We start from the raw sequence: 23,908 nt of genomic DNA on the forward strand, positions 1-23,908 counted from the left end.
ATTTAAATCCATCTATTAACATCACTATTAAAGAATTAGAACACCTCACCTAAGTTTACATAAAACCCACTGCTGCCATTTCCAAACCCATAATCCAAACAAAGATTCGCGCCAGACTTTTTATTGAGTTTTACACGTATCCCTGCGCCATAACCCGGCAATAAAGTATTATATGGTCTGAGGTTTCCGGAAAAATGTTCAACATTAAAAAATACAACACCTCCAAGCAATCCATTACGGGAAATGCCATACCTGTATTCTGTTTCGAAATAAGTCATTTGTTTTCCCCTGAACCTGCTTTGTACATAGCCTCTTCCTGTGTTGTATTGATCATCCCATGCAGTACTTGGCAACAATAAATAGTTAAGATCCCCGACAAGTGTTAACCAGTTATAACTCCAAAAAGCTAATGTGTTTTTAGAACCCCTCGGGAAATTTATATACTTTCTGGCGTCAATCAAAAGAGACGCCCATTCATCATCGCTGCCCAATTCTTGCAGGTTTTGCCTTAATACCACATTTAAAAAATTACCTTTTTCAGGGTTTATTTGATTAGCCCTTGAATCATATAATAATTTAAAAACGGGACCACTTGCGGTTGCATTATTACCGATCTCTTTTTGTATAAACACATTGATCAATCTGGTTTGCGGATCAATTACTTTGATTTTCCAGAAATAATCATAATAAAACCCGATTCCGGCATAGAAATCTTTGTAGACTCTTTTTAGAATTGTTTGGTGCAGCTTGATTAGATTAAAGTCAATCGTATGATTCTGGTTTGGATCTGTTGCCCCGCCTAGACCAAAAATATCAGAAGGATAAGAAATATACCGGTTATCCGAAATGAAATTATACTTACCTCCTTTTGACCATATATCTGCATATAATGGGAAAATGATTTGATTATATTGAGAGTAAGTAAGACTGGTTGTAATAGCGGAGATTTTTGCGTCCTCTCCTTTATCATTATAATAACCAATATTGGCGCCGATCAATCCTGCAAAACCGGTTTGTAAAGTATATCCTGCACCTGGAAGTACAGTCAAAAAATATTTTTTAGTTTTTTGTTTCCCGGCAAGCGAATCAATTTTTTTGTCTGCCCTTTTTCTACTGAACACGTCTTTTAAATCTTTATCGGGAATAGTAACCGAATCTTTTCTGTTTGTAATGGGTTTCGATGAATCTGCTTGTGAAAATAAATGCTGCGACATAGTTATACAAATAACCAATAAGGGTGCAGCCTTAAGATGCATACAGGGTAGTTTAAGTGCAAAATAATTTTTTATAATTAAAAGAAGCAGGTTTTGCCTTATTTCTTTTATTATCGGCGAAGCTCCACCCACCGTCGCTGAAGCTATGGTGGGCAACGCCGCCTGGTTGTAAAGATACCGAACTCTTGTCGGGCGTTGCCCGACGAAGCCCGCCTCAAGAACAGCGTGTATAAAAAAACAAAAGCCCGCCGTCACTGAAACTCTGGCGGGCGAAGTCGGGATGACTGGATTCGAACCAGCGACCTCTTCGTCCCGAACGAAGCGCGCTACCGGGCTGCGCTACATCCCGAAACCAATGATGATCTCATTCAGAGATGCTAAATTAAGATTTTCACAGTTAAGCCAGTACCTTATAGTACATTTTCTCCCAATCCTCGTTCTTCTTCAGCGCGTCTTTTACATAAATGGAATTCGTAATGCTGTTGATCACGAAGTTGTTGATGCGCTCTCCTATTTTGCTGTAAGGGCGTTTGGTATCGATCAATAACACCACACGGATGCCATCTGAGTCATTCCATACTTCGTGGTTATAGGTATCGTCAAAGAAAACGGCTTTACCCTGTTCCCAATGAATATACTCTCTGTCCACACGCATACGGCACTCACCGGGTTTACCCGGAATGATCAGCCCGAGATGGGTTCTTACAATTCCTTTAAAGATGCCCTTGTGCGCAGGAATATGTTTGCCCGGATGAAGGATGGAAAAAAATCCGGTCAGTAAATCGGGGATCTGATCTAATACTTTAGCAGTAGCCGGACAGCGCTCGCGATTCTTTTCTGCTTTATGTCCGAAGCCCTGCAGGAAAAAAGTTTTCCATTTATTATCGGTTGTGAGCAACGATTCAGCAGGTTGTATATCCTGGATATTGGGAAGATCGTTCTGGCTGGCCAGCAGGGCGTGCGCCTCCGCCTGAATGTTCTCCCAATTGTCTTCCAGAATTTTTGCCCAGGGAAATTCTTCTTTTGGCAGGATAGGTTTGCTGCTCACTTTTGAAAAAGGGGTCATCAAATTCCCCAATCCCATTAAAACACGATTGGCTATTTGTAAAGTGAAAAAATGCGACAGTTTTGATTGTAGGTTATTAGGCATACTAGACGTTTAAAAGGTTTCCAAATTCAGAAACAAAATTAATTTTTATTACATCTGTCAGTACCCGGGTGCTTTGCCAGTCATGCAAATTTACCAATTTATAAAATATTATACAAAAGCAGCAGACATTACACATTGTCCAATGGCGTATTGAAAATTTAAACGGCGTAAATCGGATAACTGTCTTACTTTCGTTCTGCTTTAGGGGTGCCAATAAGAAAGGCTGAGATCATACCCTCGCACCTGATCAGGATAATGCCTGCGCAGGAAAAAGTAACCGATGCTCCGCATCTCTTATTTTCTCCCTTAAAGTACCTGTTCCTTATTCTTTCATTCTTAATCTGCGGTATGATTGTTTCTGTCAATAATCAACAACAGGATCTTCCTGAGCACGCTACGGTGTTGCAGGCACTGCAATCCATGCAGGTACAATCGTTCAATGGTGTGGCGGTTGCTGTAAACAATACCATCGTCAAAAAGGAAAACTGGTCCACTCATTCATTACAACCCAACGACTCCCTGGTCTTAATACGCGCTTCACAGGGCGGATAAAAATACAACCATGAAAAAAGACAAAACACCCGTTTCGCAGGACGACCTGATCGTTCGCACGCCGCTCACCGGCTCACGCAAAATTTATGTGCCGGGCAAACTGCACAATATCCAGGTGGCCATGCGCGAAATAACCGTAGGCGATACGGTGAATCATTCTTTTGGAAAAGAAGAAACCGTTGCCAATGCACCCGTAACCGTATACGACACGAGCGGCCCTTATACCGATCCTGCAGTTTCCATCGATCTGCGCAAAGGCTTGCCCAGGCTGCGTGAATCCTGGATCATCAACAGGAACGACGTGGAAAAGCAGGATGCTTTTTCTTCCGCCTACAGCAACCAGCGTTTGAATGATGAAAAACTGAAACCGCTTCAGTTTGAACACATAGAAAAACCATACAAAGCCATCAAAGGGAAAAATGTTACTCAATTGCATTATGCAAAGCAGGGCATCATTACACCGGAGATGGAATACATTGCCATCCGTGAGAACCAGCGCATCGATGCGATCAACCAGCACGATGTCAACAATCACCAACATCCCGGAGACAGTTTCGGCGCCAATACGCCGCTGAAAAAGATCACACCCGAATTTGTACGGGATGAAGTAGCGGCCGGTCGCGCCATCATCCCGTCTAATATCAATCACCCGGAAGCAGAACCTATGATCATCGGGCGTAACTTCCTGGTGAAGATCAATACGAATATTGGCAATTCTGCCGTTACCTCTTCTATCGAGGAAGAAGTAGACAAAGCAGTTTGGAGCTGCCGCTGGGGTGGCGATACGCTGATGGATCTCTCTACCGGCAAGAACATCCATGAAACAAGGGAATGGATCATCCGCAATTGCCCTGTGCCTGTAGGAACCGTTCCAATTTACCAGGCGCTGGAAAAAGTGAACGGAAAGGCCGAAGATCTTACCTGGGAAATTTTTAAAGACACATTAATAGAACAAGCCGAGCAAGGCGTGGATTATTTTACCATCCATGCAGGCGTGCTGCTGCGTTATATTCCGCTCACAGCCAACCGTACTACCGGCATTGTTTCGCGCGGAGGCAGCATACTGGCCAAATGGTGCCTGGCACATCACAAAGAAAATTTCCTCTATACCCATTTCGAAGATATCTGTGAGATCATGAAAGCGTATGATGTAAGTTTTTCATTGGGAGATGGATTGCGCCCCGGCTCTATTGCCGATGCCAATGATGCTGCGCAGTTTGCCGAATTGGAAACTTTAGGAGAACTCACCAAGATCGCCTGGAAACACGATGTGCAGGTGATGATTGAAGGGCCGGGTCATATACCCATGCACCTCATCAAAGAGAACATGGACAAACAATTGAAAGAATGCCACGAAGCGCCTTTCTATACACTGGGGCCATTGACAACCGATATCGCGCCCGGTTATGATCATATTACATCTGCTATTGGTGCAGCGATGATCGGATGGTATGGTACTGCTATGCTTTGTTATGTAACGCCCAAAGAACACTTAGGCCTGCCCAATAAAAAAGACGTGAAAGACGGAGTGATCGCTTACAAGATCGCCGCCCATGCAGCCGATCTGGCCAAAGGCCACCCTGGCGCACAATACAGGGATAATGCACTCAGCAAAGCGAGGTTCGAGTTCCGTTGGGAAGACCAGTTCAACCTGTCACTCGACCCCGATACAGCACGCAGTTTCCACGACGAAACATTGCCGGCTGAGGGCGCCAAGCTGGCCCATTTCTGTTCCATGTGCGGACCGCATTTCTGCTCTATGAAGATCACGCAGGACATCAGGGACGCAGCAAAAAAAGGACTGGAAGTAGCAACCGGTATGGAAGAGAAAGCGAAAGAATTCAAAGAGCAGGGATCTGAGATCTATATATAATTGTTTTGAAAACAACCCGACCATATGTATTGAGTATTGCAGGCTTCGACCCCAGCGGCGGAGCCGGCATACTGGCCGATATCAAAACCATTGAAGCCAATGGCGGATATGGATTGGGGGTATTATCGGCCAATACATTCCAGAACGATATCGCTTTTGAAAAGACCGAATGGATACCGGTTGAAACGATCAAAGAACAACTGACCGTGTTGTTCAAAAGATTTCAAACACATCATTACAAGATCGGACTCATCGAAAGCCTCGAAGTACTGGAAGAACTGGTTACTTTCATCAAAGCCCATCATGCCGGTGCCGTCATTACCTGGGATCCTATATTGAAAGCGAGTGCAGGATTCTCTTTTCATGATCGCATAGACAAGAGACGATTACAAGCAGTGATGAAACAGATCAGCGTTATTACACCCAATATCCCTGAAGCAGAACAACTTTTTGGTGAAGGAGCAGCATTGCACCAACAATTACTGGAGAACAGTGAATACTGCGCCATTTACCTGAAAGGCGGACATGCAACAGAAGTCATGGCTACCGATACATTGTATGCAGAACACACAACCTATACTTACCAGCAACCCAGGATCGCCTACGGCGAAAAACACGGAAGCGGCTGCGTATTATCTGCTGCATTGGCCACGCAACTTGCTTTGGGAAAAGACCTGCCAACAGCAGCAGAAAATGCAGGCAGGTACACACATTTATTTTTATCCAGCAATCAAACATTGTTAGGATATCATCAATACCCGGTTCATCATGAAACAAATCAGTAAACTACAATACATCACCACATCTGCCGACCTGGCACGTATGGCCTGCGAAGCCGGTGTTGACTGGATACAGTTGCGGCTGAAAAATATTACTTATGAAGCTTACAAAACAACAGCATTGGATGTACTTGCTGTTTGTCGTGAGCACCAGGCAAAACTGATCATCAACGACAATGTATCGCTGGCGTTGGATATTGGTGCCGATGGCGTGCATATAGGAAAAGAAGACATGCCGCTGTCGAAAGCCAGGGCCATCCTGGGCAATGATTATATCATTGGATGCACGGCCAACACACTGGAAGACCTGCGAAAAATTGCCAAAGGTCCGGCGGACTATATTGGATTAGGCCCTTATCGTTTCACCACTACCAAAGAAAAACTGAGTCCTGTATTAGGATTGCAAGGCTACCACGCTCTTTTTGAACAATTGATACAGGAAGGATTGGTTATTCCACCCGTGGTGGGTATCGGCGGCATCTGTGCAGAAGACGTGCCGCTTTTACTGGAAACGGGTTTGCATGGTGTTGCTGTTTCCGCTGCTATTTCACAGGCCCCGAAAGTGAAAAAAGCCGCGCGTGCATTTGTTGAGTTGTGTAACCATCATACCATTAAAACCGTTTGAGATGAAAGATGCATTGATCATAGGCGGACAATCATTCAACAGTCGCCTCATTACAGGAACCGGCAAATTCGGTAACCACCAGTTGATGGAAGAAGCTTTGCTCGCTTCCGGAACCGAATTGGTAACGATGGCGTTGAAACGTATAGAAAAAGACGACGACGATGATATATTGAAACATCTTCGTCATCCTTCCATACACTTATTGCCCAATACATCGGGTGTGCGCAATGCAAAAGAAGCAGTGTTCGCCGCGCAAATGGCCAGGGAAGCGTTGGAAACGAACTGGCTCAAACTCGAGATCCATCCCGATCCCAAATACTTGTTGCCCGACCCCGTTGAAACGCTGGAAGCAGCAGCAGAACTGGTGAAACTCGGCTTCATTGTATTACCCTATATCCATGCCGATCCGGTGCTGTGCAAGCGGCTCGAAGAAGTAGGTGTTGCTGCTGTAATGCCGCTAGGTTCGCCCATTGGAAGTAACAAAGGATTGAAAACGATTGATTTCCTGCAAATCATCATTGAACAAAGCAATGTACCCGTGATCGTTGATGCAGGGATAGGCGCACCCAGCCATGCTGCGGCCGCCATGGAACTAGGCGCCGATGCAGTATTGGTAAACACCGCCATCGCTGTTGCTGGCGACCCCATAACTATGGCCCTTGCCTTCAGGCAAGGGGTGGAGTCAGGAAGAAAGGCGTGGTTGGCAGGTTTGGGTGCAGTGAGTGATCATGCGCACGCGAGCAGTCCGTTCACACAATTTTTAGCAGAACTCTAAACAACCCCTATGTTCCAGGAGCTATTCGATCAATATCAGTGGGATGAGATAAAGCAAAGCATCTACCGTAAAACAGCGGCAGATGTGGAAGTTGCTTTGCGCAAAAACAAACGCAACCTGGAAGATTTCAAAGCATTGATCTCTCCCGCAGCCATGCCTTATCTCGAAGAGATGGCCATGCTGAGCCATCGCCTTACACAAAAGCGTTTTGGCAAAACACTGCAATTGTATATTCCCTTATATCTTTCGAACGAATGCCAGAATATATGCACGTATTGTGGGTTCAGTCTGCATAACCAGATACCACGCAAAACGCTATCGCCTTCCGAGATTCAGCAGGAGGCCGGTTACCTGAAGCAACAAGGATTTGAACACGTACTGCTGGTTACAGGTGAAGCGAACAGAACCGTAGGTGTTGATTACCTGAAAAATGCTATTACTTTATTGAAACAACAGTTTGCCAATGTGTCGATGGAAGTACAGCCGCTGGAGCAAGACGAATACGAAACACTGATCGATGCGGGACTGCATACGGTGCTGGTGTACCAGGAAACCTATCATAAAGACGATTACAAACTGCACCACACCAAAGGAAAAAAATCTAATTTCTATTACCGCCTCGCCACGCCCGACAGGCTTGGCAAGGCCGGTATTCATAAGATTGGACTGGGTGTTTTGATTGGACTGGAAGACTGGCGCACCGATAATTTTTTTACCGCCCTGCATTTGCAATACCTGGAGAAAACTTACTGGCAAACAAAATACAGCATCTCTTTTCCCAGGTTAAGACCTGCAGAAGGATTGATAGAACCCAAAGTGGTGATGAATGATAAAGAGTTGGTACAACTGATTTGTGCCTGGCGTATTTTTAACGAAGAAGTGGAGTTGTCAATGTCGACCCGCGAAAATGAAAAATTCCGCGATCATATCATTCAACTGGGTATCACCAGCATCAGCGCCGGTTCTAAAACAAACCCGGGTGGTTATGTAACCGCAGTAGAATCGTTGGAGCAGTTTGAAATTGACGACAGCCGCAGTCCGGCAGAAGTAGTGCGTATGATAGAGCGACAGGGATACAAAGCCGTGTGGAAAGACTGGGAAGCTTTTGCATAATGTTATCACAAGAAGAAATAGAACGTTATAGCCGGCAACTAATATTGCCGGAGATTGGTACAGCGGGGCAATTGAAGCTGCAACAAGCCAAAGTATTGCTCATTGGTGCAGGCGGGTTAGGATGCCCTGCTGCACAGTACCTCGCTGCTGCCGGCATTGGTACACTGGGTATTGCCGATGGAGACAAAGTAGAAACCAGTAACCTGCAAAGGCAGGTGTTATATACGCGGGAAGATATTGGCCAATCCAAAGCCCAGGTGGCAGCAGCAAAAATGCGGCTGCTGAATCCGTTCATACAAGTACACGCGCATGCAATTACAGTTACCAAAGGCAATATCTTATCCTTGTTTGAAGGATACGACCTCATTGTAGATGGTTCTGACAATTTTGCCACCAGGTATTTGGTAAATGATGCCTGTGTAATCACAGGCAAGCCTTTGGTCTTCGGTTCTATTTTCAAATTCGAGGGACAGGTATCGGTATTCAATTGGGGTGATGGACCTACTTATCGTTGTGTATTCCCCGAACCACCCGGAAACGATGAAGCGCCCGATTGCGCCACTATTGGTGTGATCGCTACATTGCCTGGTATAGTAGGCACCCTCATGGCCAATGAAGTGATCAAGCTCGTTACCGGAATCGGGGAAACCTTGTCGGGCCGCCTCCTGGTGATCAATGCATTGAACATGCAGCTACAAGAGTTCCGTTTTGAAGCGATTGCCGGCAATAAACAGATCAGGCAATTGAGCGATTATGCATTCGACTGTGCTACACTACCTGCCGATACCATTTCTTATGAAGCATTGCAAGCGATGAGTGCAACAACGCCGGTAGCACTAATTGATGTAAGAGAATTAGAAGAGCGACAATTGTTTCACATCGGCGGCATGCATATACCATTATCTGCATTGCCTCAGCAAGCAACACAGCTGAATCCCGCACAGACTTATGTATTGTATTGTGCATCCGGTATCAGGAGCGCGAAAGCTGTAAGCATATTAAAAGAAAAGGGCTTTAACCATGTGCTGAGTTTGGCAAACGGCATCAAAGACATTCGCTGATCGCATTTTTGATCTTGCCGAAAGCAGCCAGGGGATCAGCTTCTTCCCAAATAGCGCCCAATACAGCCACACCATCAAATCCTTTTTGAAATAATTCAGGAATATGCGCATGCGTAACACCACCCAGCGCCACAACAGCAGGTAAATCGGTTGCGGCATTATCTTTCAATGATTGTAAATAATTGAGGTCGATCGATGCCTGGTATCCTTTTTTAGAAATACTATTGTAAACAGGACTGATGAAAACATAATTAAGTGGATAATTGTTCTCTTCCACTTCCCGCCAGGAATGTACAGAGGCTGACAGAGATATCGGGTATAGTTCCAATATCCGGCTCATCTGTGTTTGATCGTGCAGCACATGGTTCTTGCAATGCAACCCCAGTGAATGATAGGTAAGCACCAGGTCGAACTGCTCGTGCACTGCAATACGATGATGATACTCCGGATCAATTTGTTGCAGGTAAGCATGGTATTGATCGCTACCGAAATCTTTTTTACGCAGGTGTAATCTGTCGAGCCCCAGTTGAAACAACTGATTTGCCAGCGAAGCTTCCTCCGGCACGGTATTTTCGGGTGTAATAGCGATCAGTTTCATTGGTAAGGTAAATTTACAACCGCTTATCCTGTTTTCAAGGTAGCATTTTTCAAAAAAACTTAGCTTGAGTACCTTTCACCCTGCCAGCGCATAAAAGATGACAACAACAAACGATACAACTGTTAAGAAAGGAATTGCTGCCTATTTCAGGGAAGCATTGCAAAGCGAACACCAGGATTTTACCCAGGGCAGCATACGCAAAGCCGTATTCATGCTGGCCGTTCCCATGATACTGGAAATGTGTATGGAGTCGGTATTTGCCATTGTAGATATTTTTTTCGTGGGAAAGTTGGGCCCGGGAGCGGCGGCTACCGTAGGCTTAACAGAATCATTCCTCATGGTTGTTTATTCTGTGGCCATTGGTTTAAGCATGGCCGCAACAGCAATGGTGGCCAGGCGTGTGGGTGAGAAAAACCCCGATGGGGCAGCCAAAGCAGGCGCACAATCTGCGTTACTGGCTTTTGTGCTCAGCGTGATCATCAGCCTTATCGGTATTTTCTTCGCCGAAAAAATATTGACCCTGATGGGCGCCGATGCGCAGGTAGTCAGCATGGGCCACCGCTATACCCGCATCATGTTAACGGGTAATATTGTGATCATGCTGTTGTTCCTTATCAATGGCATATTCAGGGGCGCAGGCGATGCTACCATTGCCATGCGCAGTCTATGGCTGGCCAATATCTGTAACATTATCCTTTGCCCTTTGCTGATCCATTTCTTTGGCCTGCCCGGCGCTGCAATGGCTACTACTACCGGCCGCGGCATTGGTGTTTGCTACCAGGTGTACCGCTTATTCAAAGGAAAAGGGATCATTAAGATCCATACACGGCATTTCATACCCGATTGGAACATATTGAAATCCCTGATGAATGTTGCCGTTACGGCGACCATGCAGTTTTTGGTAGCGTCGGCCAGCTGGATGGTGATGGCGCGCATCACGGCTGATTTCGGTAGTGAAGCAGTGGCTGGTTATACCATTGCTTTCCGATGGATTGTGTTCTTCCTCATGCCGGCATGGGGACTCAGCAATGCGGCTGCCACGCTGGTGGGACAAAACCTGGGAGCACAACAACCGGCGCGTGCGGAAGAGTCTGTATGGAAAACCGCCCGCTACAATGCGCTCTTCATGACTTTCGTTTCCTTATTATTTATAGTAGGTGCAGAATTTTTTGTAGGACTCATCAACCACACCGATCCCGAAGTGATCAAAACAGCTGTAACAGCTTTGCGCATCATCAGCCTGGGATATATATTTTATGGAGTGGGTATGGTAATGATCAATGCATTCAACGGAGCAGGTGACAGCCGCACACCCACCTGGATCAATTTGTTCTGGTTCTGGATATTCCAAATACCATTTGCCTACTTGCTGGCTATCAATTTGCAAATGGGTCCCAAAGGTGTATTCATTGCCATTGTAGTAACCGAAACCTGTGTTACTATTTCCAGCGTATTATTGTTCCGCAGGGGTAAATGGAAGACGGTGAAAATATAAACCGGTTACTTCCTTTTCTTCTTGGGCTTCTTCAACGCCACTTGCGAAACCAGCTGGTGATCGTTGCAGTAATCCTGTATCTTTTCCAGGAAGAGCTGGCCGTAGCGTTCAATTTTATATGTACCGAAACCACTCATCTTGAACAGGTCTTCTTCTGTTAAAGGAAGATAAGTAGCGAGGTCGAGCAAACTGCTATCACTGAAAATAATATATGCGGGTACGTTTTCTTCATGTGCCAGTTGATTGCGCAGTTTTTTCAATTCATCGAACAACGCTTTTTCGTAACTGAGTTGCTGGTATATTTCCGGCTCTTTTGCAATGGTAATGGTAAGCGGCGCAGTGAGGTAAGCTTTTTCACCTTTGAACAAAACGCCCCTGCTCTTATCTGTCAGTTGCAACACCGGGTACTCGCCGTTGCTTTGCTGCAAATAACCATAGTGCAATAGTTCCTTGATGTAATGCATCCATTCTTCTTTCGATTTGTCTTTGCCGATACCATAAACCGATAACTGTTTATGCGCCTCTTTCATTTTTTCCGAATAGCTTCCGCGCAGCAAATCTGTAATGTAACGCATACCAAATCGTTCCTGCACACGGGCAACGGCACTGAGGATCTTTTGTGCCGTAACGGTACTGTCTTCCAGCAGGGGTTTGTTCAAACAGGTATCGCAACTGCCGCAATAAGCTGGCGCTTCTTCTCCAAAATATTGTAAGAGGTATTGTCTGCGGCAATTTTTGGTTTCGCAAAACTTCACCATCTGGTCGAGCTTCTGCAGCAATACCTGCGTTTGCGCTTCATTGCCTTCTACCTGGGCAAAGTTTTTCAACTTCATCACGTCGCCGACACCATAAAATAAAATGGCTTCGCTGTGCAATCCATCTCTTCCGGCACGGCCGGTTTCCTGGTAATATCCTTCTATGTTTTTGGGAAGATCGGCGTGAATAACAAAACGTACGTTGCTTTTATTGATGCCCATGCCAAAAGCAATGGTAGCAACTATGATCTTCACATCGTCTTTCAGAAAAAGATCCTGCCGTTCATCGCGGATTTCTTTTTCCAGTCCGGCATGATAAGCGGCAGCGTTGAACCCGTCTGCCTGCAATTGTTCAGCCAGCTTTTCCGTTGCCGCCCTGCTGAGGCAATAAATGATACCACTCTCCTCAGTATGTTCTTTTAAATAAGCAACTAGTTCCTGGTAATAATTCTTTTTGGGTTTTACATAATAGTAAATATTCGGCCGGTTGAAACTGTTCTCAAAAACTTTTGCACTGGATAATTGTAATTGTTCAATGATATCGTTTTTGGTGAGTTCATCGGCTGTTGCCGTCAATGCAATCACGGGTATTTGAGGGAATACGGTCTTCAACTGGTTCAGCACACGATATTCCGGGCGGAAGTCGTGCCCCCATTGACTGATACAATGTGCTTCATCTATTGCAAAAAGGGAAACGTTGATATTTTTCAGGTATTGCAGGAACAACACATCGCCGCCTACCAATCTTTCAGGTGCCACATAGAGGAGTTTGAGTTCATTGTTCCTCAATTGCTCATAAACAATGGCTTGCTCGCTGTTGTGCTGGGTACTGTTGAGGAAAGCCGCTTTGATGCCGTTCAGCAGCAGTGTGTCTACCTGGTCTTTCATCAGGGCAATGAGCGGACTCACCACAATAGTAACCCCATCCATACAAAGTGCGGGTACCTGGTAACAAAGGCTCTTGCCTCCGCCGGTAGGCATCAATACCATGGCATCATGGCCCGACAGGATATGCGAGATGATGTTTTCCTGGTTGTGACGGAAAGATTCGTAACCAAAAACAGATTCCAGTATTTTGAGCGGATCGGCAATAACGGGCATACGCAAAATAAATACGGAATGAGACTGGAACCAACAAGTATTTATACCCGATCCAGGTATTGCAATGATTGGGTGGAAGAAAAATTAAGAAGTTTTTTCGTATTCTCTTTTTTTAATCAGCCGCACAGAGCCGGGCACAGGATTTTCCGCTTCGGCGGGAAAATCGTCCGACTGCAGCTCGATCCTGCGGGTGATATCATTCAATGCAGACAGCCGTTGAACGGTATAAGGAATGGTATCAAGTCCCGATACAAATTTCAACACATAGTTGTAAATACCAATGATGTTACCGGCCAGTAAAGTGGTGCCGGCTACTTTATTGGTGATGAAGAGCGACAGGCCGATCACGATCATCACCATCAGCTCCATGATACCAAAGTTCCAGGCTTCCTGGTCGCTGATACGTATTTGCCAGAAGCGTAAATTATTGAAATGTTTATGGATGGCCTTTTTATCGCCCGATGAAATGATGTCTACCTGCTGCTCCAGTTCGTCGTTTTTCAGTCGATTGAATCTTTTCATCTTCCTGCCATAGAAATAACTCATGGCCATTACCGGTACCAGGATGGCGAGGCAGAGCAGTACCACAGATGATTGGTAGAAGAACAGCAGAACCATAGAACCCAGGATATTGTAAACCGCTTCAATAACATACACGAGGTCGAATTCCAGGAAATCAACGAATTCCCTTGCCAGGGTAGAATGGGCGCTGAGCTTTGATACATGTGAACGGTCTATCCGGCGCGAAAGGAATTTGGTTACCAATGAGGTATAGATAGCAGAGTAAGTGCGTGTATCGTAACGATGCCGAAGGGTACCAATAATGAGCCAGGCGAAATGAACGGATGACAGTACAACCAGCCCGTGGTAACTTCCACGCATCATATCATTCACTGCTTCACCCAGGAAAAAAGGACGAAGCAAGGTGCCGAGCATTTCCAGCGAGAATAATACATAGGTAAGCACCAGTTGATTCCGGTGCTTCATGATAAGCTTTCTTAATATTTCAAACCTTGACATAAGATTTCCTCCTATCTGTTTAACATAGTTTTTTTATACTGTCATTATTCCATAACAGTATAGCTGTTGTTTCTGGAATCGGCTAGGTTAGTAAGTATAGGACGGGAAAGCCGGAGAACTGTTTAAGCGGTTTTGTTTTTTTCCCTTTCGTTAACAGAGTTTCCGGGGGTACCGGTTATCCGTTTACGACAGTTTTTAGCGCCGCAGCTACAATCGAAGGGCTCCATTTGTTCGTCCAGAAAGGACGCATAGTCGAGGGTCAGCTCTTCGCCTTTGAATATAGGGCGAACTGCCACTACATTAAGACCATCATACGCGGTGTTCGGTTGGCAACTATGGTTTTGTGGAGCCCATGCAGCCGGATCATCATCCCACAGCAAAAATACTTCATTACTGAGCGGGTAGGCATAGCGGCGAAAAATTTCTTTATCAACATCCGACCAATGCTGCATGACATAACGGCGGGTAACAATGCGCTGAGCACGTGCTTCCCCCGTGAAAATCAACTCATTAGGAGCTATGTCACGAACGGCATAAATGCCGAAACCGGCAATCATACTGCCGCTTACCTTGTAGTTTTTCTGCAAGCGTAAGTGCCTGGAAAAACCTTCGGCGATCATGTGTCGCAGGAAACCGGCCTGCCCGATTCCGTCGTGCCGGAGGATATAATCGGCCGATCCCTCATAGCCATCCTGGTAAAAAACAGAGCAGGTAAAATTGATCTCCAGGAAGTACAATTCTCTTTTCTCATTCATCCGGAAATCGAGCCGGGCATATCCCACCCCGTTGAATGCTTTGAAAATACGCTGGGCAGCGTGTCGCAAACGTTGTTCAATATCCGGGTCATTACAGGGTATATTGGCTTCGGGGTGCAGTTCGGAAGTTTTGAGCTGGTAGGTCTTGAAACGGTACCCTTCGGGGAAGATGAATTCCACAGGTTTAAATGTAGTGCTGCTGATGCCATCGGTATTGGCAGCTACCAACACGGTAAATTCGCGCCCGTCAATATATTCTTCTACCAGGAGTTGCTCATATTCGCCTAAAGTATCTTTTACTTTTTGCAGCAGTTCTGCTTTGTTGTGTACCAATGAATGCTGGTCGATGCCCAGGCTGTCGCCTGCTTTGGCAGGCTTTACAAAAAGCGGGAATTGCAGTTTCTCAATAGCTTTCTCCACTTCGGCTTCCGATTCGATCAGCACATATTCGGGTGTTTTGATGCCTTCGCAATAAGCCACATATTTCATTTGCTCTTTGGGCGGATCGTACAAAGCGCTGCTCGGACCGGTGAATGGCAGGTCGAGCATTTCCAATGTATGGATCACATCTATCGAAGGCACTTCCCATTCCAGGTATCCCTCGCAGAGGTTGATGAAAATATCATAGCCTTTGTGCGATAAAGCTTTTAATTGTTTGTAAGTAGTGAGCTTGTTCAGTAATACATGATCTACCTGTACACCCGGAAGCAGGTGTGAAAGATCGCGTGGCGGATCGTAATACTGGTAATCGACCGATGTGGTGGAATAGTCGGGCTGCAGTACGCATACTTTTTTCACCCGTAGTTGGTTCTGGTTCACTTGCCAATTCTTTTTCTTTCCAATGCGTCGTTGATGATCTCCATGACGAGGCCTGTAAATGATTCATTACTCAGGCGCAGAATGGCGCCGATGGAAGTGTAATCTTCGTCTTCACTCAATCCGCATTGCGCATTTACTTCCAGCACATAAAGTTTGCCGGTCTGGCTGTCCATGCGCAGGTCTACCCGCGTATATCCTGTGCCTTTTACGGCAAGATAAGCATCGAGACTGATTTGTTTGATACGTTCCTGCAGTTGCTGATCGGGTTCCTGGTATTCATAAAAACTATCTTCGCCGGGCATGGGGGCTTCTTCTTCATAGATTTCCCAAAGGCGATCGAACGACAGGAATTTTTCGGTATCGGGTAAAGATGAATGGAATACCCTTTCAACCGGGGTATACACTTTACACAGATCGGGCCGCCGCCAGGAGCCAACAATTAGCGTAGTGAATTCAGGTCCTTTGATAAAAGATTCGGCCAGCAAGCCATCGGCAGCAAGGTTCCATCCGCGATAGCCGGCAAACATTTGTTGCACCTGGTTGTTCAGTTCTTCATAACTGCTCACTACGTTCTTGATACCCACACCCATGCTGCCGCCGGAAACAGCAGGCTTTACAATAATAGGACTGCCCAGTCTTGAAAAAATACACTCGATGCTTTGTTTGGGAGAACGGATGGCTTCCCATTTGGGGGTGGGTACGCCTGCGGCTTCGAAAGCCTGCTTCATGGGAATCTTGGAAGTGGTAACACGATAAAAATATTCATCGGAGCCGGTGTACACCAGTCCTTTTTTTTCCAGCAGCTTTACAACAGATACGCCGGGTGTTCCATTCACTTCATCGCCATCGCATAAATTCAATACCACCGGCAGGGTTCCGTTTTTGCTCTCTTCGTATATTTTTTCAATGACGTCTGTATAATCGTTCATGGTCACCGGCTGCCACTGCCAGTTGAGTTTGAGTGCGCCAAAAGTAGCAGTATACTCAGCAATGCTTTGCGAGAAATCGTAGTAATAATCTATGTTGGCATCGTTTGTAAGCAGGTGTGGTGCCAATACCCACACTTTTAAAGGCTTGGAAGGCATTGTCTTTATTGCTTTCTTTTTTGCAGTTGATGCCTGATAAAATCGGTCAGCTTATACGGACGCAATTCATCATCCGTTAAATGAGCTGCGCCCCGGATCTGTTGCAGGCATTGTGATGAACCACAGTAACACTCGAAGGGCTGGGCCATGTTCCATTCGGTAGAAGGATAAAAAAACATCAACTCATCGCCGGGTTGAATGGCTTTCAATGCTTCCAGCTCAAAGCTGGTGGTATTGAAAAAAACATTTGGGCCGCAGCTATGGTTGATGTATTGCAGGAACTCGGGCTGCAATGTAATGTGCCGGTCAATGTCGGTTTGTACGGTGAGGTAACTGGCTTCTGTTTGTACAGAGCCCGCACCAAACGTACAAATGATATCTCCTGCATCGAAAAACCGGGTAGCGTGTAACGATCTTTGTCCTGTAAGGTTGTTGAGCATCACCTGTGCAAAACCGGCATTTGCCGGCCGCTTATCATCAGGTGTGACAAGTGGTAGAGGTATCATACTGCTGGGTTAGTAAAACAATTACATTAAAATACATAATTATCCAACTATACCTAACAATACCGGTAATTAATAGTTCACATTTTAACGGTTAATTATCAACACTATTCCTGGCCAATCAGATGGGCCTGGAAGCCCGCCTCTGCCAGCGATTGGATGATCGCGTCGGAAGATACTATGCCCTCTTTTACTACCGTTAACACTTTATCGTTGCTTTGAACGTCTACCGACCAGTTGTTGGCTCCCGCGGTACTGTTAAGAAAAGGGGTTGCTTTTGAAACACAACCGGAGCATTTGATGTTTGTTTTAAATTGTACAATTTCCATGATGGATGTTTTAATGGTGAATGATAGGATTAAGAAAGTTTGGTCAGTTTAAGCCGCAGGCTGTTGCTTACCACGCTGATGCTGCTCAACGCCATGGCGGCGCCGGCAATCATGGGGTTCAGCAGGAACCCGTTCACCGGGAACAACACACCTGCCGCCAGCGGTATACCAATGATGTTATAGATAAAGGCCCAGAACAGGTTTTGCCGGATCGTGGCCACCGTTCTTTTTGAAAGTTGTAAAGCCCGGGGAATGCTGTTGAGATCAGACCCCATCAGCGTTATTTTCGCAACATCCATAGCAATATCACTTCCCTTGCTCATGGCAATGCCTACATCTGCCTGCGCCAGCGCCTGGCTGTCGTTGATGCCGTCGCCCGCCATGGCAACCACTTTACCTTCTTCCTGCAATACTTTTATAAAAGCAGCTTTATCGGAAGGCAGCAGTCCGGCTTTAAAATGTTTGATACCCGCTTCGGCCGCCACAACAGCAGCTGTTTGCTGGTTATCTCCAGTAAGCATATACACTTCAATACCCCTGTTTTGCATTTGTTCAATCGCTTCTTTGGAGGAAGTTTTGATCTGGTCGGCAATGGCAACCACCGCTACCAGTTGTTGCCCGCGGGCAAACAATACAACAGACCGCGCCTGCTTTTGCATGTCGGATGCTTGCTGGTAAAGGCGACCGGTTGTTGCTACACCGTTTTCAATCATCAGTGTATCGTTACCGGCCAGGTAGGTATGACCCTGGTAATTTGTTTTAACGCCTTTACCCGTGAGGCTTTCTATTCCGTTCAGTGATACTGCCGAAATACCTGCAGCCCGCAGATAAGCTGTGATGGCTTCTGCCAGCGGATGCTCCGATTGCTGTTCCATCGCCAGCAGCAGCGATTGAAGAAAAAGAGCATCGGCTTCATTGTCGAAAAAAATACCGGTTACAGAAGGGCTGCCTTCGGTAATGGTTCCGGTTTTATCCAGTACTACCGCGTTTACTTTATGGGCCAGTTCGAGGCTTTCTGCATCTTTGATCAGTATCTTGTTTTCAGCGCCTTTACCCACACCAACCATAATAGCGGTAGGGGTGGCGAGTCCGAGTGCACAGGGACAGGCAATGACTAAAACAGTAACCGCCGATAAGAGTCCGTATGTGAATGCATTCTCTTTGGCAAAGACCATCCACGCTGCAAAAGTGAGTATGGCAATGCCAATGACCACCGGTACAAATATGCCGGCGATTTTATCTACCAGTTTTTGCACGGGCGCTTTGCTACCCTGCGCTTCCTGCACCATTTGAATGATCTGCGCCAGCAAAGTATCGGCGCCTACTTTTTCTGCTGTGAAACGAAGACTGCCTTTCTGGTTGATGGTACCGGCGTAAACTTTCGCTTTTTTTTCTTTCAATACGGGAATGGGTTCACCGCTGATCATGCTTTCATCTATATAAGAAGTACCTTCCGTTACAATGCCATCTACCGGTATTTTTTCACCAGGCTTCACCAACAACAGGTTACCCGGTTGTACCTGCTTCACCGGCAATTCGGTCATCTCTTCATTGGCTTGAATGAGGGTGACCGTTTTGGGTTGCAACCCCATGAGTTTTTTAAGTGCAGAAGAAGTGTTCGATTTGGCGCGTTCTTCCAGCAGCTTGCCCAATGAAATGAAACTGATAACAACGGCCGCTGCTTCATAATATACATGTGGGTGTATGCCACGCCTGTGCCAGAATTCGGGATAGAAGGTATTGAATGCACTGAAGAGCCAGGCAACGCCGGTGCTCAGCGCTACCAGTGTATCCATATTGGCTTTAGCATGAAGGGACTGCTTCCAGGCATTGACGAAAAAACTGCGCCCGAAATAAAAAACAACCGGGGCCGAAAGTGCCAGCATGATCCAGTTACCATAAGGCATATCCATGAAAAACATGGCAATGATCACAACAGGCAATGAAAGGAAGAAGGACCAGGTAAACCTTTTTTTAATTTGTTGAAAATGATTTTTCTGCGCCGTTTCTTTTAATTCCTGCTGGTTGTCCTTTTCAATGATCAGGTCATACCCGATCGATTGAACGGCTTTGCGCAGGTTCTGCGGATTGGTCACCTGCGGATTATAACTAACCCAGGCATCCTGGTTGGCAAAGTTCACACCCGCGTCCTGTACACCGTCTGCCGATTTGAGTATCGATTCCACACTCACGGCACAGGCCGCACAAGTCATTTCGAGAACAGGGAAAATCTCCTTAACAGTTTGCATATCCAACGCTTTTGTTTATACAAAGTTGGCACAGGCAAACAGCCCCGTTGTTACAGAATCAGGAGCGGGGTTTATATAATTTCACGGAATGAGTTTGTCCAGCGGTTTGCGCTTGTTCTCCTTCAGTTGTTTGAAATGCGAAGGCGTTAAACCGGTGATCTTTTTAAACTGCTGCGACAGATGTTGTACACTACTATATCCTAATTCGTAAGCGATCTCGCTCAGGCTTTTCTCATCATATAAAAGCAATTCCTTTACTTTTTCTATGCGTTGCAGGATGGCATATTTTTCAATAGTAATGCCTTCGATAGAAGAAAAAAGTGCAGAGAGGTAATGATAGTCGAGCTGTAATTTTTCTGCCAGCAGGGCCGATAGTTTCAGGTTGAATGCTTCTTCCTTATTGCCATGTATGAGTTGCACGATGGTATTCTTGATCTGCTCTACGATCCTCGATTTTTTATCATCCAGCAGTTCAAACCCTATCTCTTCCAGTCCCCGTTTCAGTTGCAACAGTTGATCTGCGGAAGGAGGAACGGTCAGCGTTACTTCACCCAATTGAATATTGGCATAAGGAATGCCCGATTTGTTCAGCTCCTGTCTGACCGCCATGATGCAACGGTCGCAGACCATGTTTTTTATGTAAAGCGTATCCATGGATGATTGAAGCCACGAAATTAATGTAAATTGTACCCCCAACCGAAACCTGCACTTTTGAAAACGGTATGAAAAAAGGAGTACTCGCCCTGGTTTTCTTTTTATATTATTTGGCCGCAGCTGCACAGGTCAATGCATTTGGTCTTTTATATGGCCAGGGCAGAGGGGAAGGTGATCCTTTCACCAAACGTTATGTTATTACCAGTGTTTACCCCGGATCACCTGCGGCCAGGGCGGGCATCATGGTGGGTGATGAAATCGTGTCGGTCAATGGAACTGCGGTGTTGAATAAAACCACGGAGGAGGTAAGAAACCTGTTCGCACCAGAACGTGCAGAAATTAAAATCATGCGTAACAACGAGGAATATATCGGCACGTTTGAGAAAGCAAATTTGGATATCGATACAGCCTTTTTAGCTGATGTTGATCAGTTGACGAAACAGGCCGATAGTAATTTCAGTTTATTGAAAGGCCAGGAAAGAGAAGAAGGATTGGTATACGATTCAAAAATACAATTGGCCACCGGCTACCGCACTGTGCTGAAAAAGCACCTGATGTTCAAGCAATACGATCTGTTCGGCGTACTTTATTCAGGCGATTCGAGGCGGGAGGCGGAAAAGGTTTATAATAAATACGAGAAACAGTTGAGCTATTATTGGGGAAGCAGGGCTTATTCCCAAAAATACCGGTCCAGCGATACAACTTTTCTTCAGCAAACCTACTTCAGTAAAAAACTGCTCAACGGATACGAAATGTACAGGACCACACTTGCTGCTTATATATCCCAGCAAACGCATCAATACGAAGTAGCCCTTGTTATAGAAGGAGGCCCCAAGCCGGTTTGTACTTTCGTTAAACCAGATACTGCACAAACCGCAAAGGATTTCCGGGAAACGCTTCAATACCTGTTACTCAGTTTCAACAATAGCAAAGCGGTGGAAAATATTGCCGGCGAAGTGTTGCCGAATGATTCCACTTCCTATCAATCGAAATATTGTTTTAACCACGCCACCTCCTGTTACCTGTTGAACGATACTTACGATCAGGCAAACGATACTATACACAATCAACGGAAATACCATTTCAGTGCGGAGTACAAGTGGCTCAATGCAAAGCAGGCCGACTCTCTCTTTAATGGGTTGTACACAGCAATTTCCAATTCATTGAACGGAGGCTATGTTCGTTATGAAAAAGCAGGCGAACTTGCGCAGTTGCTGAACAAGAAAAATGTTGTTTTTGCAGCTGACAGAGATCATCTGATGCCATCAAAAGAACATTTTATCTCACTTTATCTTGACGATAATAAGAACAACGATTACACAGTAAGAATTGAAATAGAGTAAAACCTGATCAGCTTTTATATCGCAGAAAAATCTGCGGCCTTAGGAAATGCCTCTAGCACATCCCTGACGATCTGTGGTGTTGGGTTCGCCAGTTTACGCAGTTTGGTATCGAGCCAAGCGCCTTCAACGGTCAATACAGCACAAAGGAGGTCTTGTGCATTCACGATTTCATGTACAATGGTCCAGCGCGAAGCATCGGCGTTCAAACGGGCAATTTTGGCATTGATAGTGAGCTGATCGGCCAGCCTGATCTCTTTTTTGAACAGGCATTCTTCCCTGAATATGATGGGACCAAAGCCCTGCTCCTGCATGATCCGGAGCGATAAACCCGACTGCTCCAATATCTCCACCCGTTGTTGGGCGCCGAAATCGTAATACACACTATGGCGAACATGGAAATTAGGGTCGAGGTCGGCCCAGCGAACAGACAGGGTTTTCACAAACGGTGCCATAGCGTTGATTTTGTAGAACTAAGTTAGTTAAGAAGCCTATTGCTTTTCTTGAGATTATTTTTTAACATTACTAAAGCCCTTCCTATGAGCCATCCAATTATTTTTTGGGCAACATTCCTCGCCCTTGCCTCTTTGGTTTATTTCTGCGACAAAAAATATGGCATGCTGAGGGATACCAGTACAGCCACACCCCGTCCTTACAGCTGGTCGAGGGTACAACTGGCCTGGTGGACGGTTATCGTATTCTCCTCTTATATTACCATCATCCTGCGATCGCATGGAAGCCTGCCAGATTTCAACAATTCAATATTATACCTGCTGGGCATCAGTTCAGCTACCACCATTGGCGCTACGCTGATCGATGTCAGCGATCAGTCGAACCCAGCTTTGTCAAACCTTAGTCAGAATGATAGAGGCAATACTTTTTTCCTCGATATTTTATCAGACAAGAATGGCATCAGCATTCACCGGTTCCAGACCATCATTTTCAATATTGTGTTTGGTATCTGGTTCATCGGTGCCGTACTGCAACGGCTGTCAGTAGATCCACCCTGTGCCATTTGTGCCGGGCAACCTGCATCGGGCGCATGCATAACCTGTCTCAACAATTATGCAAGAGCCATCATGCCGTTCATTCCCTCCAATGACCTGATCCTGATGGGTATCAGTTCCGGTTTGTATGAGGCATTGAAGATAACCGAGAACAGGCAGCCCACTACTTCCGATACGCAACCATTGAAAGTGGCGGATGAAGGATTTCAAAAAAACAACCCTTCTGTAAAAGGCTAAACCAGTTTTATGAGCGCACTATTTATCAAGAGCCCCAATTTTACCCAGGGCCGCAAAGGGTTCAAACCCATTGCCATTGTGATCCATATCATGGAAGGCACCCTGGACGGAACCGATAGTTGGTTCGGATCCCGTTCTTCCAATGTTTCGGCGCATTATGGAATAGGAAAGAATGGAGAGCTGCATCAATACGTGAAAGAAGAAGACACCGCATGGCATGCCGGCCGGGTAGACCATCCTTCCTGGAAACTGATCAAGCCTGCGGAAGACGAAGCAGGCATGTACATCAATCCTAATTATTATACCATCGGCATCGAACACGAAGGTTCGGAAGATACCGACTGGACAGAAGAAATGTATGCCACCAGCAGTGATTTGATTGCAGCGATTGCACAACGATGGGATATTACACTCGACAGGGATCATGTGGTGGGCCACCACGAAATTTATTCATTGAAAGATTGTCCGGGTACCAAAGTAGACATCAACCGGCTCATTGCCCAGGCTGGAGGTACACCGCCTGCAGTGCCGGAATGGGTAGTAATTAAAACAGGCTTTACCGGTAAAGCCACTACAAAAAATAATGTTAATATCCGGAGAGATCCGAGTACGCGGATGGCCCCGCTGGCCAGTGTTCCACCCGGGATACAACTGGCGTATGACGGGTATACTGAAGTGGGACAAAGCATTGATGGCAATAGTAAATGGTATTATACCGATGAAGGCAACTGGTTTTGGAGTGGGGCAATGAAGTAACTACAACCGTTTTGGCACGCATTTAGTAAGGATTAGGGTAGTAACAAATCAAACTCTAGCACT

23 protein-coding genes, 1 tRNA gene and 1 riboswitch are annotated in these 23,908 nt (G+C 45.8%); of the genes, 11 read left to right on the forward strand and 13 right to left on the reverse strand.

The genetic code is table 11. The features are described 5' to 3' along the window. Positions 1-35 precede the first annotated feature (35 nt). From BLU98_RS11615 to BLU98_RS11625, 3 genes are all read right to left on the reverse strand, one after another. Entirely contained in the window at positions 36-1,370 is a 1,335-nt protein-coding gene (locus BLU98_RS11615) for a BamA/TamA family outer membrane protein (protein WP_139173908.1), read from the reverse strand. Between the two features lie 119 nt (positions 1,371-1,489). Then, positions 1,490-1,563, reverse strand: a tRNA-Pro gene (locus BLU98_RS11620). Between the two features lie 48 nt (positions 1,564-1,611). Then, positions 1,612-2,364 (reverse strand): aspartyl/asparaginyl beta-hydroxylase domain-containing protein, encoded by a 753-nt coding sequence (locus BLU98_RS11625; protein WP_092724233.1) that lies wholly within the window; start codon positions 2,362-2,364, stop codon positions 1,612-1,614. 193 nt (positions 2,365-2,557) lie between these two features. Continuing rightward, positions 2,558-2,651, forward strand: a riboswitch (TPP riboswitch). A gap of 61 nt (positions 2,652-2,712) precedes the next feature. On the opposite strand from BLU98_RS11625, the gene thiS reads away from it, so the two are divergent. Genes thiS through moeB form a run of 7 tightly spaced genes read left to right on the forward strand, consistent with a single transcriptional unit; the run spans position 2,713 to position 9,142 of the window. Next, the gene (gene thiS / locus BLU98_RS11630) at positions 2,713-2,916 is read left to right on the forward strand and encodes a sulfur carrier protein ThiS (protein ID WP_092724235.1); all 204 of its coding nucleotides are present in this window, start codon (positions 2,713-2,715) and stop codon (positions 2,914-2,916) included. Between the two features lie 10 nt (positions 2,917-2,926). Further along, complete coding sequence (gene thiC / locus BLU98_RS11635) at positions 2,927-4,789, forward strand: phosphomethylpyrimidine synthase ThiC (protein ID WP_092724237.1); 1,863 nt, start codon at positions 2,927-2,929, stop codon at positions 4,787-4,789. A 5-nt stretch (positions 4,790-4,794) separates the two neighbouring features. Beyond that, positions 4,795-5,574 carry a hydroxymethylpyrimidine/phosphomethylpyrimidine kinase gene (locus tag BLU98_RS11640; protein WP_257574930.1) on the forward strand — a complete coding sequence of 260 codons (780 nt, stop codon included), beginning with the start codon at positions 4,795-4,797 and terminating at the stop codon, positions 5,572-5,574. Continuing rightward, positions 5,558-6,193 (forward strand): thiamine phosphate synthase, encoded by a 636-nt coding sequence (locus BLU98_RS11645; protein WP_092724241.1) that lies wholly within the window; start codon positions 5,558-5,560, stop codon positions 6,191-6,193. Before BLU98_RS11640 ends, BLU98_RS11645 begins: the two co-directional genes overlap by 17 nt. Before the next feature lies 1 nt (position 6,194). Continuing rightward, positions 6,195-6,968 carry a thiazole synthase gene (locus BLU98_RS11650; protein WP_092724243.1) on the forward strand — a complete coding sequence of 258 codons (774 nt, stop codon included), beginning with the start codon at positions 6,195-6,197 and terminating at the stop codon, positions 6,966-6,968. 9 nt (positions 6,969-6,977) lie between these two features. Further along, positions 6,978-8,081 (forward strand): 2-iminoacetate synthase ThiH, encoded by a 1,104-nt coding sequence (gene thiH, locus BLU98_RS11655; RefSeq protein WP_092724245.1) that lies wholly within the window; start codon positions 6,978-6,980, stop codon positions 8,079-8,081. Beyond that, positions 8,081-9,142, forward strand: coding sequence for a molybdopterin-synthase adenylyltransferase MoeB (gene moeB / locus BLU98_RS11660; protein ID WP_092724247.1), 1,062 nt, complete (start codon positions 8,081-8,083; stop codon positions 9,140-9,142). The genes thiH and moeB overlap by 1 nt, the downstream gene beginning before the upstream one ends. Here moeB and BLU98_RS11665 read toward each other — a convergent pair. Further along, positions 9,126-9,740: a thiamine phosphate synthase gene (locus tag BLU98_RS11665; RefSeq protein WP_092724249.1), complete on the reverse strand. Its 615-nt coding sequence runs from the start codon at positions 9,738-9,740 to the stop codon at positions 9,126-9,128. The genes moeB and BLU98_RS11665 overlap by 17 nt on opposite strands. A gap of 97 nt (positions 9,741-9,837) precedes the next feature. On the opposite strand from BLU98_RS11665, the gene BLU98_RS11670 reads away from it, so the two are divergent. After that, positions 9,838-11,235: an MATE family efflux transporter gene (locus BLU98_RS11670; protein ID WP_092724251.1), complete on the forward strand. Its 1,398-nt coding sequence runs from the start codon at positions 9,838-9,840 to the stop codon at positions 11,233-11,235. Between the two features lie 5 nt (positions 11,236-11,240). Here BLU98_RS11670 and recQ read toward each other — a convergent pair whose 3' ends face one another. The 8 genes from recQ to BLU98_RS11710 form a co-directional block, all read right to left on the reverse strand. Beyond that, entirely contained in the window at positions 11,241-13,091 is a 1,851-nt protein-coding gene (gene recQ / locus BLU98_RS11675; protein ID WP_092724390.1) for a DNA helicase RecQ, read from the reverse strand. An 84-nt stretch (positions 13,092-13,175) separates the two neighbouring features. Beyond that, on the reverse strand, positions 13,176-14,111 hold the full coding sequence (locus BLU98_RS11680) for an ABC transporter six-transmembrane domain-containing protein (protein ID WP_092724253.1): 936 nt from the start codon (positions 14,109-14,111) through the stop codon (positions 13,176-13,178). 122 nt (positions 14,112-14,233) lie between these two features. Further along, a complete protein-coding gene (locus BLU98_RS11685; RefSeq protein WP_092724255.1) occupies positions 14,234-15,685 on the reverse strand; it encodes an ATP-grasp domain-containing protein in 1,452 nt (483 codons plus the stop codon). Further along, the gene (locus BLU98_RS11690) at positions 15,682-16,770 is read right to left on the reverse strand and encodes a D-alanine--D-alanine ligase family protein (RefSeq protein WP_092724257.1); all 1,089 of its coding nucleotides are present in this window, start codon (positions 16,768-16,770) and stop codon (positions 15,682-15,684) included. The genes BLU98_RS11685 and BLU98_RS11690 overlap by 4 nt, the downstream gene beginning before the upstream one ends. 5 nt (positions 16,771-16,775) lie before the next feature. Further along, a complete protein-coding gene (locus BLU98_RS11695; protein ID WP_092724259.1) occupies positions 16,776-17,276 on the reverse strand; it encodes an SET domain-containing protein-lysine N-methyltransferase in 501 nt (166 codons plus the stop codon). A 104-nt stretch (positions 17,277-17,380) separates the two neighbouring features. Continuing rightward, a complete protein-coding gene (locus tag BLU98_RS11700; protein ID WP_092724261.1) occupies positions 17,381-17,602 on the reverse strand; it encodes a heavy-metal-associated domain-containing protein in 222 nt (73 codons plus the stop codon). A gap of 29 nt (positions 17,603-17,631) precedes the next feature. Next, entirely contained in the window at positions 17,632-19,851 is a 2,220-nt protein-coding gene (locus BLU98_RS11705; protein ID WP_092724263.1) for a heavy metal translocating P-type ATPase, read from the reverse strand. 81 nt (positions 19,852-19,932) lie between these two features. Further along, positions 19,933-20,505, reverse strand: a complete 573-nt coding sequence (locus BLU98_RS11710) for a helix-turn-helix domain-containing protein (RefSeq protein WP_092724265.1) — start codon at positions 20,503-20,505, stop codon at positions 19,933-19,935. Between the two features lie 68 nt (positions 20,506-20,573). Between BLU98_RS11710 and BLU98_RS11715 the strand changes: the two genes are divergently transcribed. Next, positions 20,574-21,848, forward strand: coding sequence for a PDZ domain-containing protein (locus BLU98_RS11715; protein WP_092724267.1), 1,275 nt, complete (start codon positions 20,574-20,576; stop codon positions 21,846-21,848). Positions 21,849-21,862: 14 nt separating this feature from the next. Here the strand turns inward: BLU98_RS11715 and BLU98_RS11720 are convergent, their stop codons facing one another. Continuing rightward, entirely contained in the window at positions 21,863-22,300 is a 438-nt protein-coding gene (locus tag BLU98_RS11720) for an acyl-CoA thioesterase (protein WP_092724269.1), read from the reverse strand. 84 nt (positions 22,301-22,384) lie between these two features. On the opposite strand from BLU98_RS11720, the gene BLU98_RS11725 reads away from it, so the two are divergent. Then, positions 22,385-23,089, forward strand: a complete 705-nt coding sequence (locus tag BLU98_RS11725; protein ID WP_092724271.1) for a hypothetical protein — start codon at positions 22,385-22,387, stop codon at positions 23,087-23,089. A gap of 9 nt (positions 23,090-23,098) precedes the next feature. Continuing rightward, on the forward strand, positions 23,099-23,845 hold the full coding sequence (locus tag BLU98_RS11730) for an N-acetylmuramoyl-L-alanine amidase (protein ID WP_092724273.1): 747 nt from the start codon (positions 23,099-23,101) through the stop codon (positions 23,843-23,845). Positions 23,846-23,908: the final 63 nt, after the last annotated feature.

It is taken from the genome of Hydrobacter penzbergensis (assembly GCF_900106985.1).
Taxonomy (GTDB): Bacteria; Bacteroidota; Bacteroidia; order Chitinophagales; family Chitinophagaceae; genus Sediminibacterium; species Sediminibacterium magnilacihabitans.

Bases quoted from the DNA above. Each gene is read 5' to 3' on its own strand.
- thiS (WP_092724235.1), top strand. From the start codon at position 2,713: ATGATTGTTTCTGTCAATAATCAACAACAGGATCTTCCTGAGCACGCT.
- BLU98_RS11670 (WP_092724251.1), top strand. From the start codon at position 9,838: ATGACAACAACAAACGATACAACTGTTAAGAAAGGAATTGCTGCCTAT.
- BLU98_RS11705 (WP_092724263.1), bottom strand. From the start codon at position 19,851: ATGCAAACTGTTAAGGAGATTTTCCCTGTTCTCGAAATGACTTGTGCG.
- BLU98_RS11720 (WP_092724269.1), bottom strand. From the start codon at position 22,300: ATGGCACCGTTTGTGAAAACCCTGTCTGTTCGCTGGGCCGACCTCGAC.
- BLU98_RS11725 (WP_092724271.1), top strand. From the start codon at position 22,385: ATGAGCCATCCAATTATTTTTTGGGCAACATTCCTCGCCCTTGCCTCT.
- recQ (WP_092724390.1), bottom strand. From the start codon at position 13,091: ATGCCCGTTATTGCCGATCCGCTCAAAATACTGGAATCTGTTTTTGGT.
- BLU98_RS11710 (WP_092724265.1), bottom strand. From the start codon at position 20,505: ATGGATACGCTTTACATAAAAAACATGGTCTGCGACCGTTGCATCATG.
- moeB (WP_092724247.1), top strand. From the start codon at position 8,081: ATGTTATCACAAGAAGAAATAGAACGTTATAGCCGGCAACTAATATTG.
- BLU98_RS11730 (WP_092724273.1), top strand. From the start codon at position 23,099: ATGAGCGCACTATTTATCAAGAGCCCCAATTTTACCCAGGGCCGCAAA.
- BLU98_RS11695 (WP_092724259.1), bottom strand. From the start codon at position 17,276: ATGATACCTCTACCACTTGTCACACCTGATGATAAGCGGCCGGCAAAT.
- BLU98_RS11645 (WP_092724241.1), top strand. From the start codon at position 5,558: ATGAAACAAATCAGTAAACTACAATACATCACCACATCTGCCGACCTG.
- thiC (WP_092724237.1), top strand. From the start codon at position 2,927: ATGAAAAAAGACAAAACACCCGTTTCGCAGGACGACCTGATCGTTCGC.
- BLU98_RS11715 (WP_092724267.1), top strand. From the start codon at position 20,574: ATGAAAAAAGGAGTACTCGCCCTGGTTTTCTTTTTATATTATTTGGCC.
- BLU98_RS11690 (WP_092724257.1), bottom strand. From the start codon at position 16,770: ATGCCTTCCAAGCCTTTAAAAGTGTGGGTATTGGCACCACACCTGCTT.
- BLU98_RS11700 (WP_092724261.1), bottom strand. From the start codon at position 17,602: ATGGAAATTGTACAATTTAAAACAAACATCAAATGCTCCGGTTGTGTT.
- BLU98_RS11665 (WP_092724249.1), bottom strand. From the start codon at position 9,740: ATGAAACTGATCGCTATTACACCCGAAAATACCGTGCCGGAGGAAGCT.
- BLU98_RS11650 (WP_092724243.1), top strand. From the start codon at position 6,195: ATGAAAGATGCATTGATCATAGGCGGACAATCATTCAACAGTCGCCTC.
- thiH (WP_092724245.1), top strand. From the start codon at position 6,978: ATGTTCCAGGAGCTATTCGATCAATATCAGTGGGATGAGATAAAGCAA.
- BLU98_RS11625 (WP_092724233.1), bottom strand. From the start codon at position 2,364: ATGCCTAATAACCTACAATCAAAACTGTCGCATTTTTTCACTTTACAA.
- BLU98_RS11680 (WP_092724253.1), bottom strand. From the start codon at position 14,111: ATGTCAAGGTTTGAAATATTAAGAAAGCTTATCATGAAGCACCGGAAT.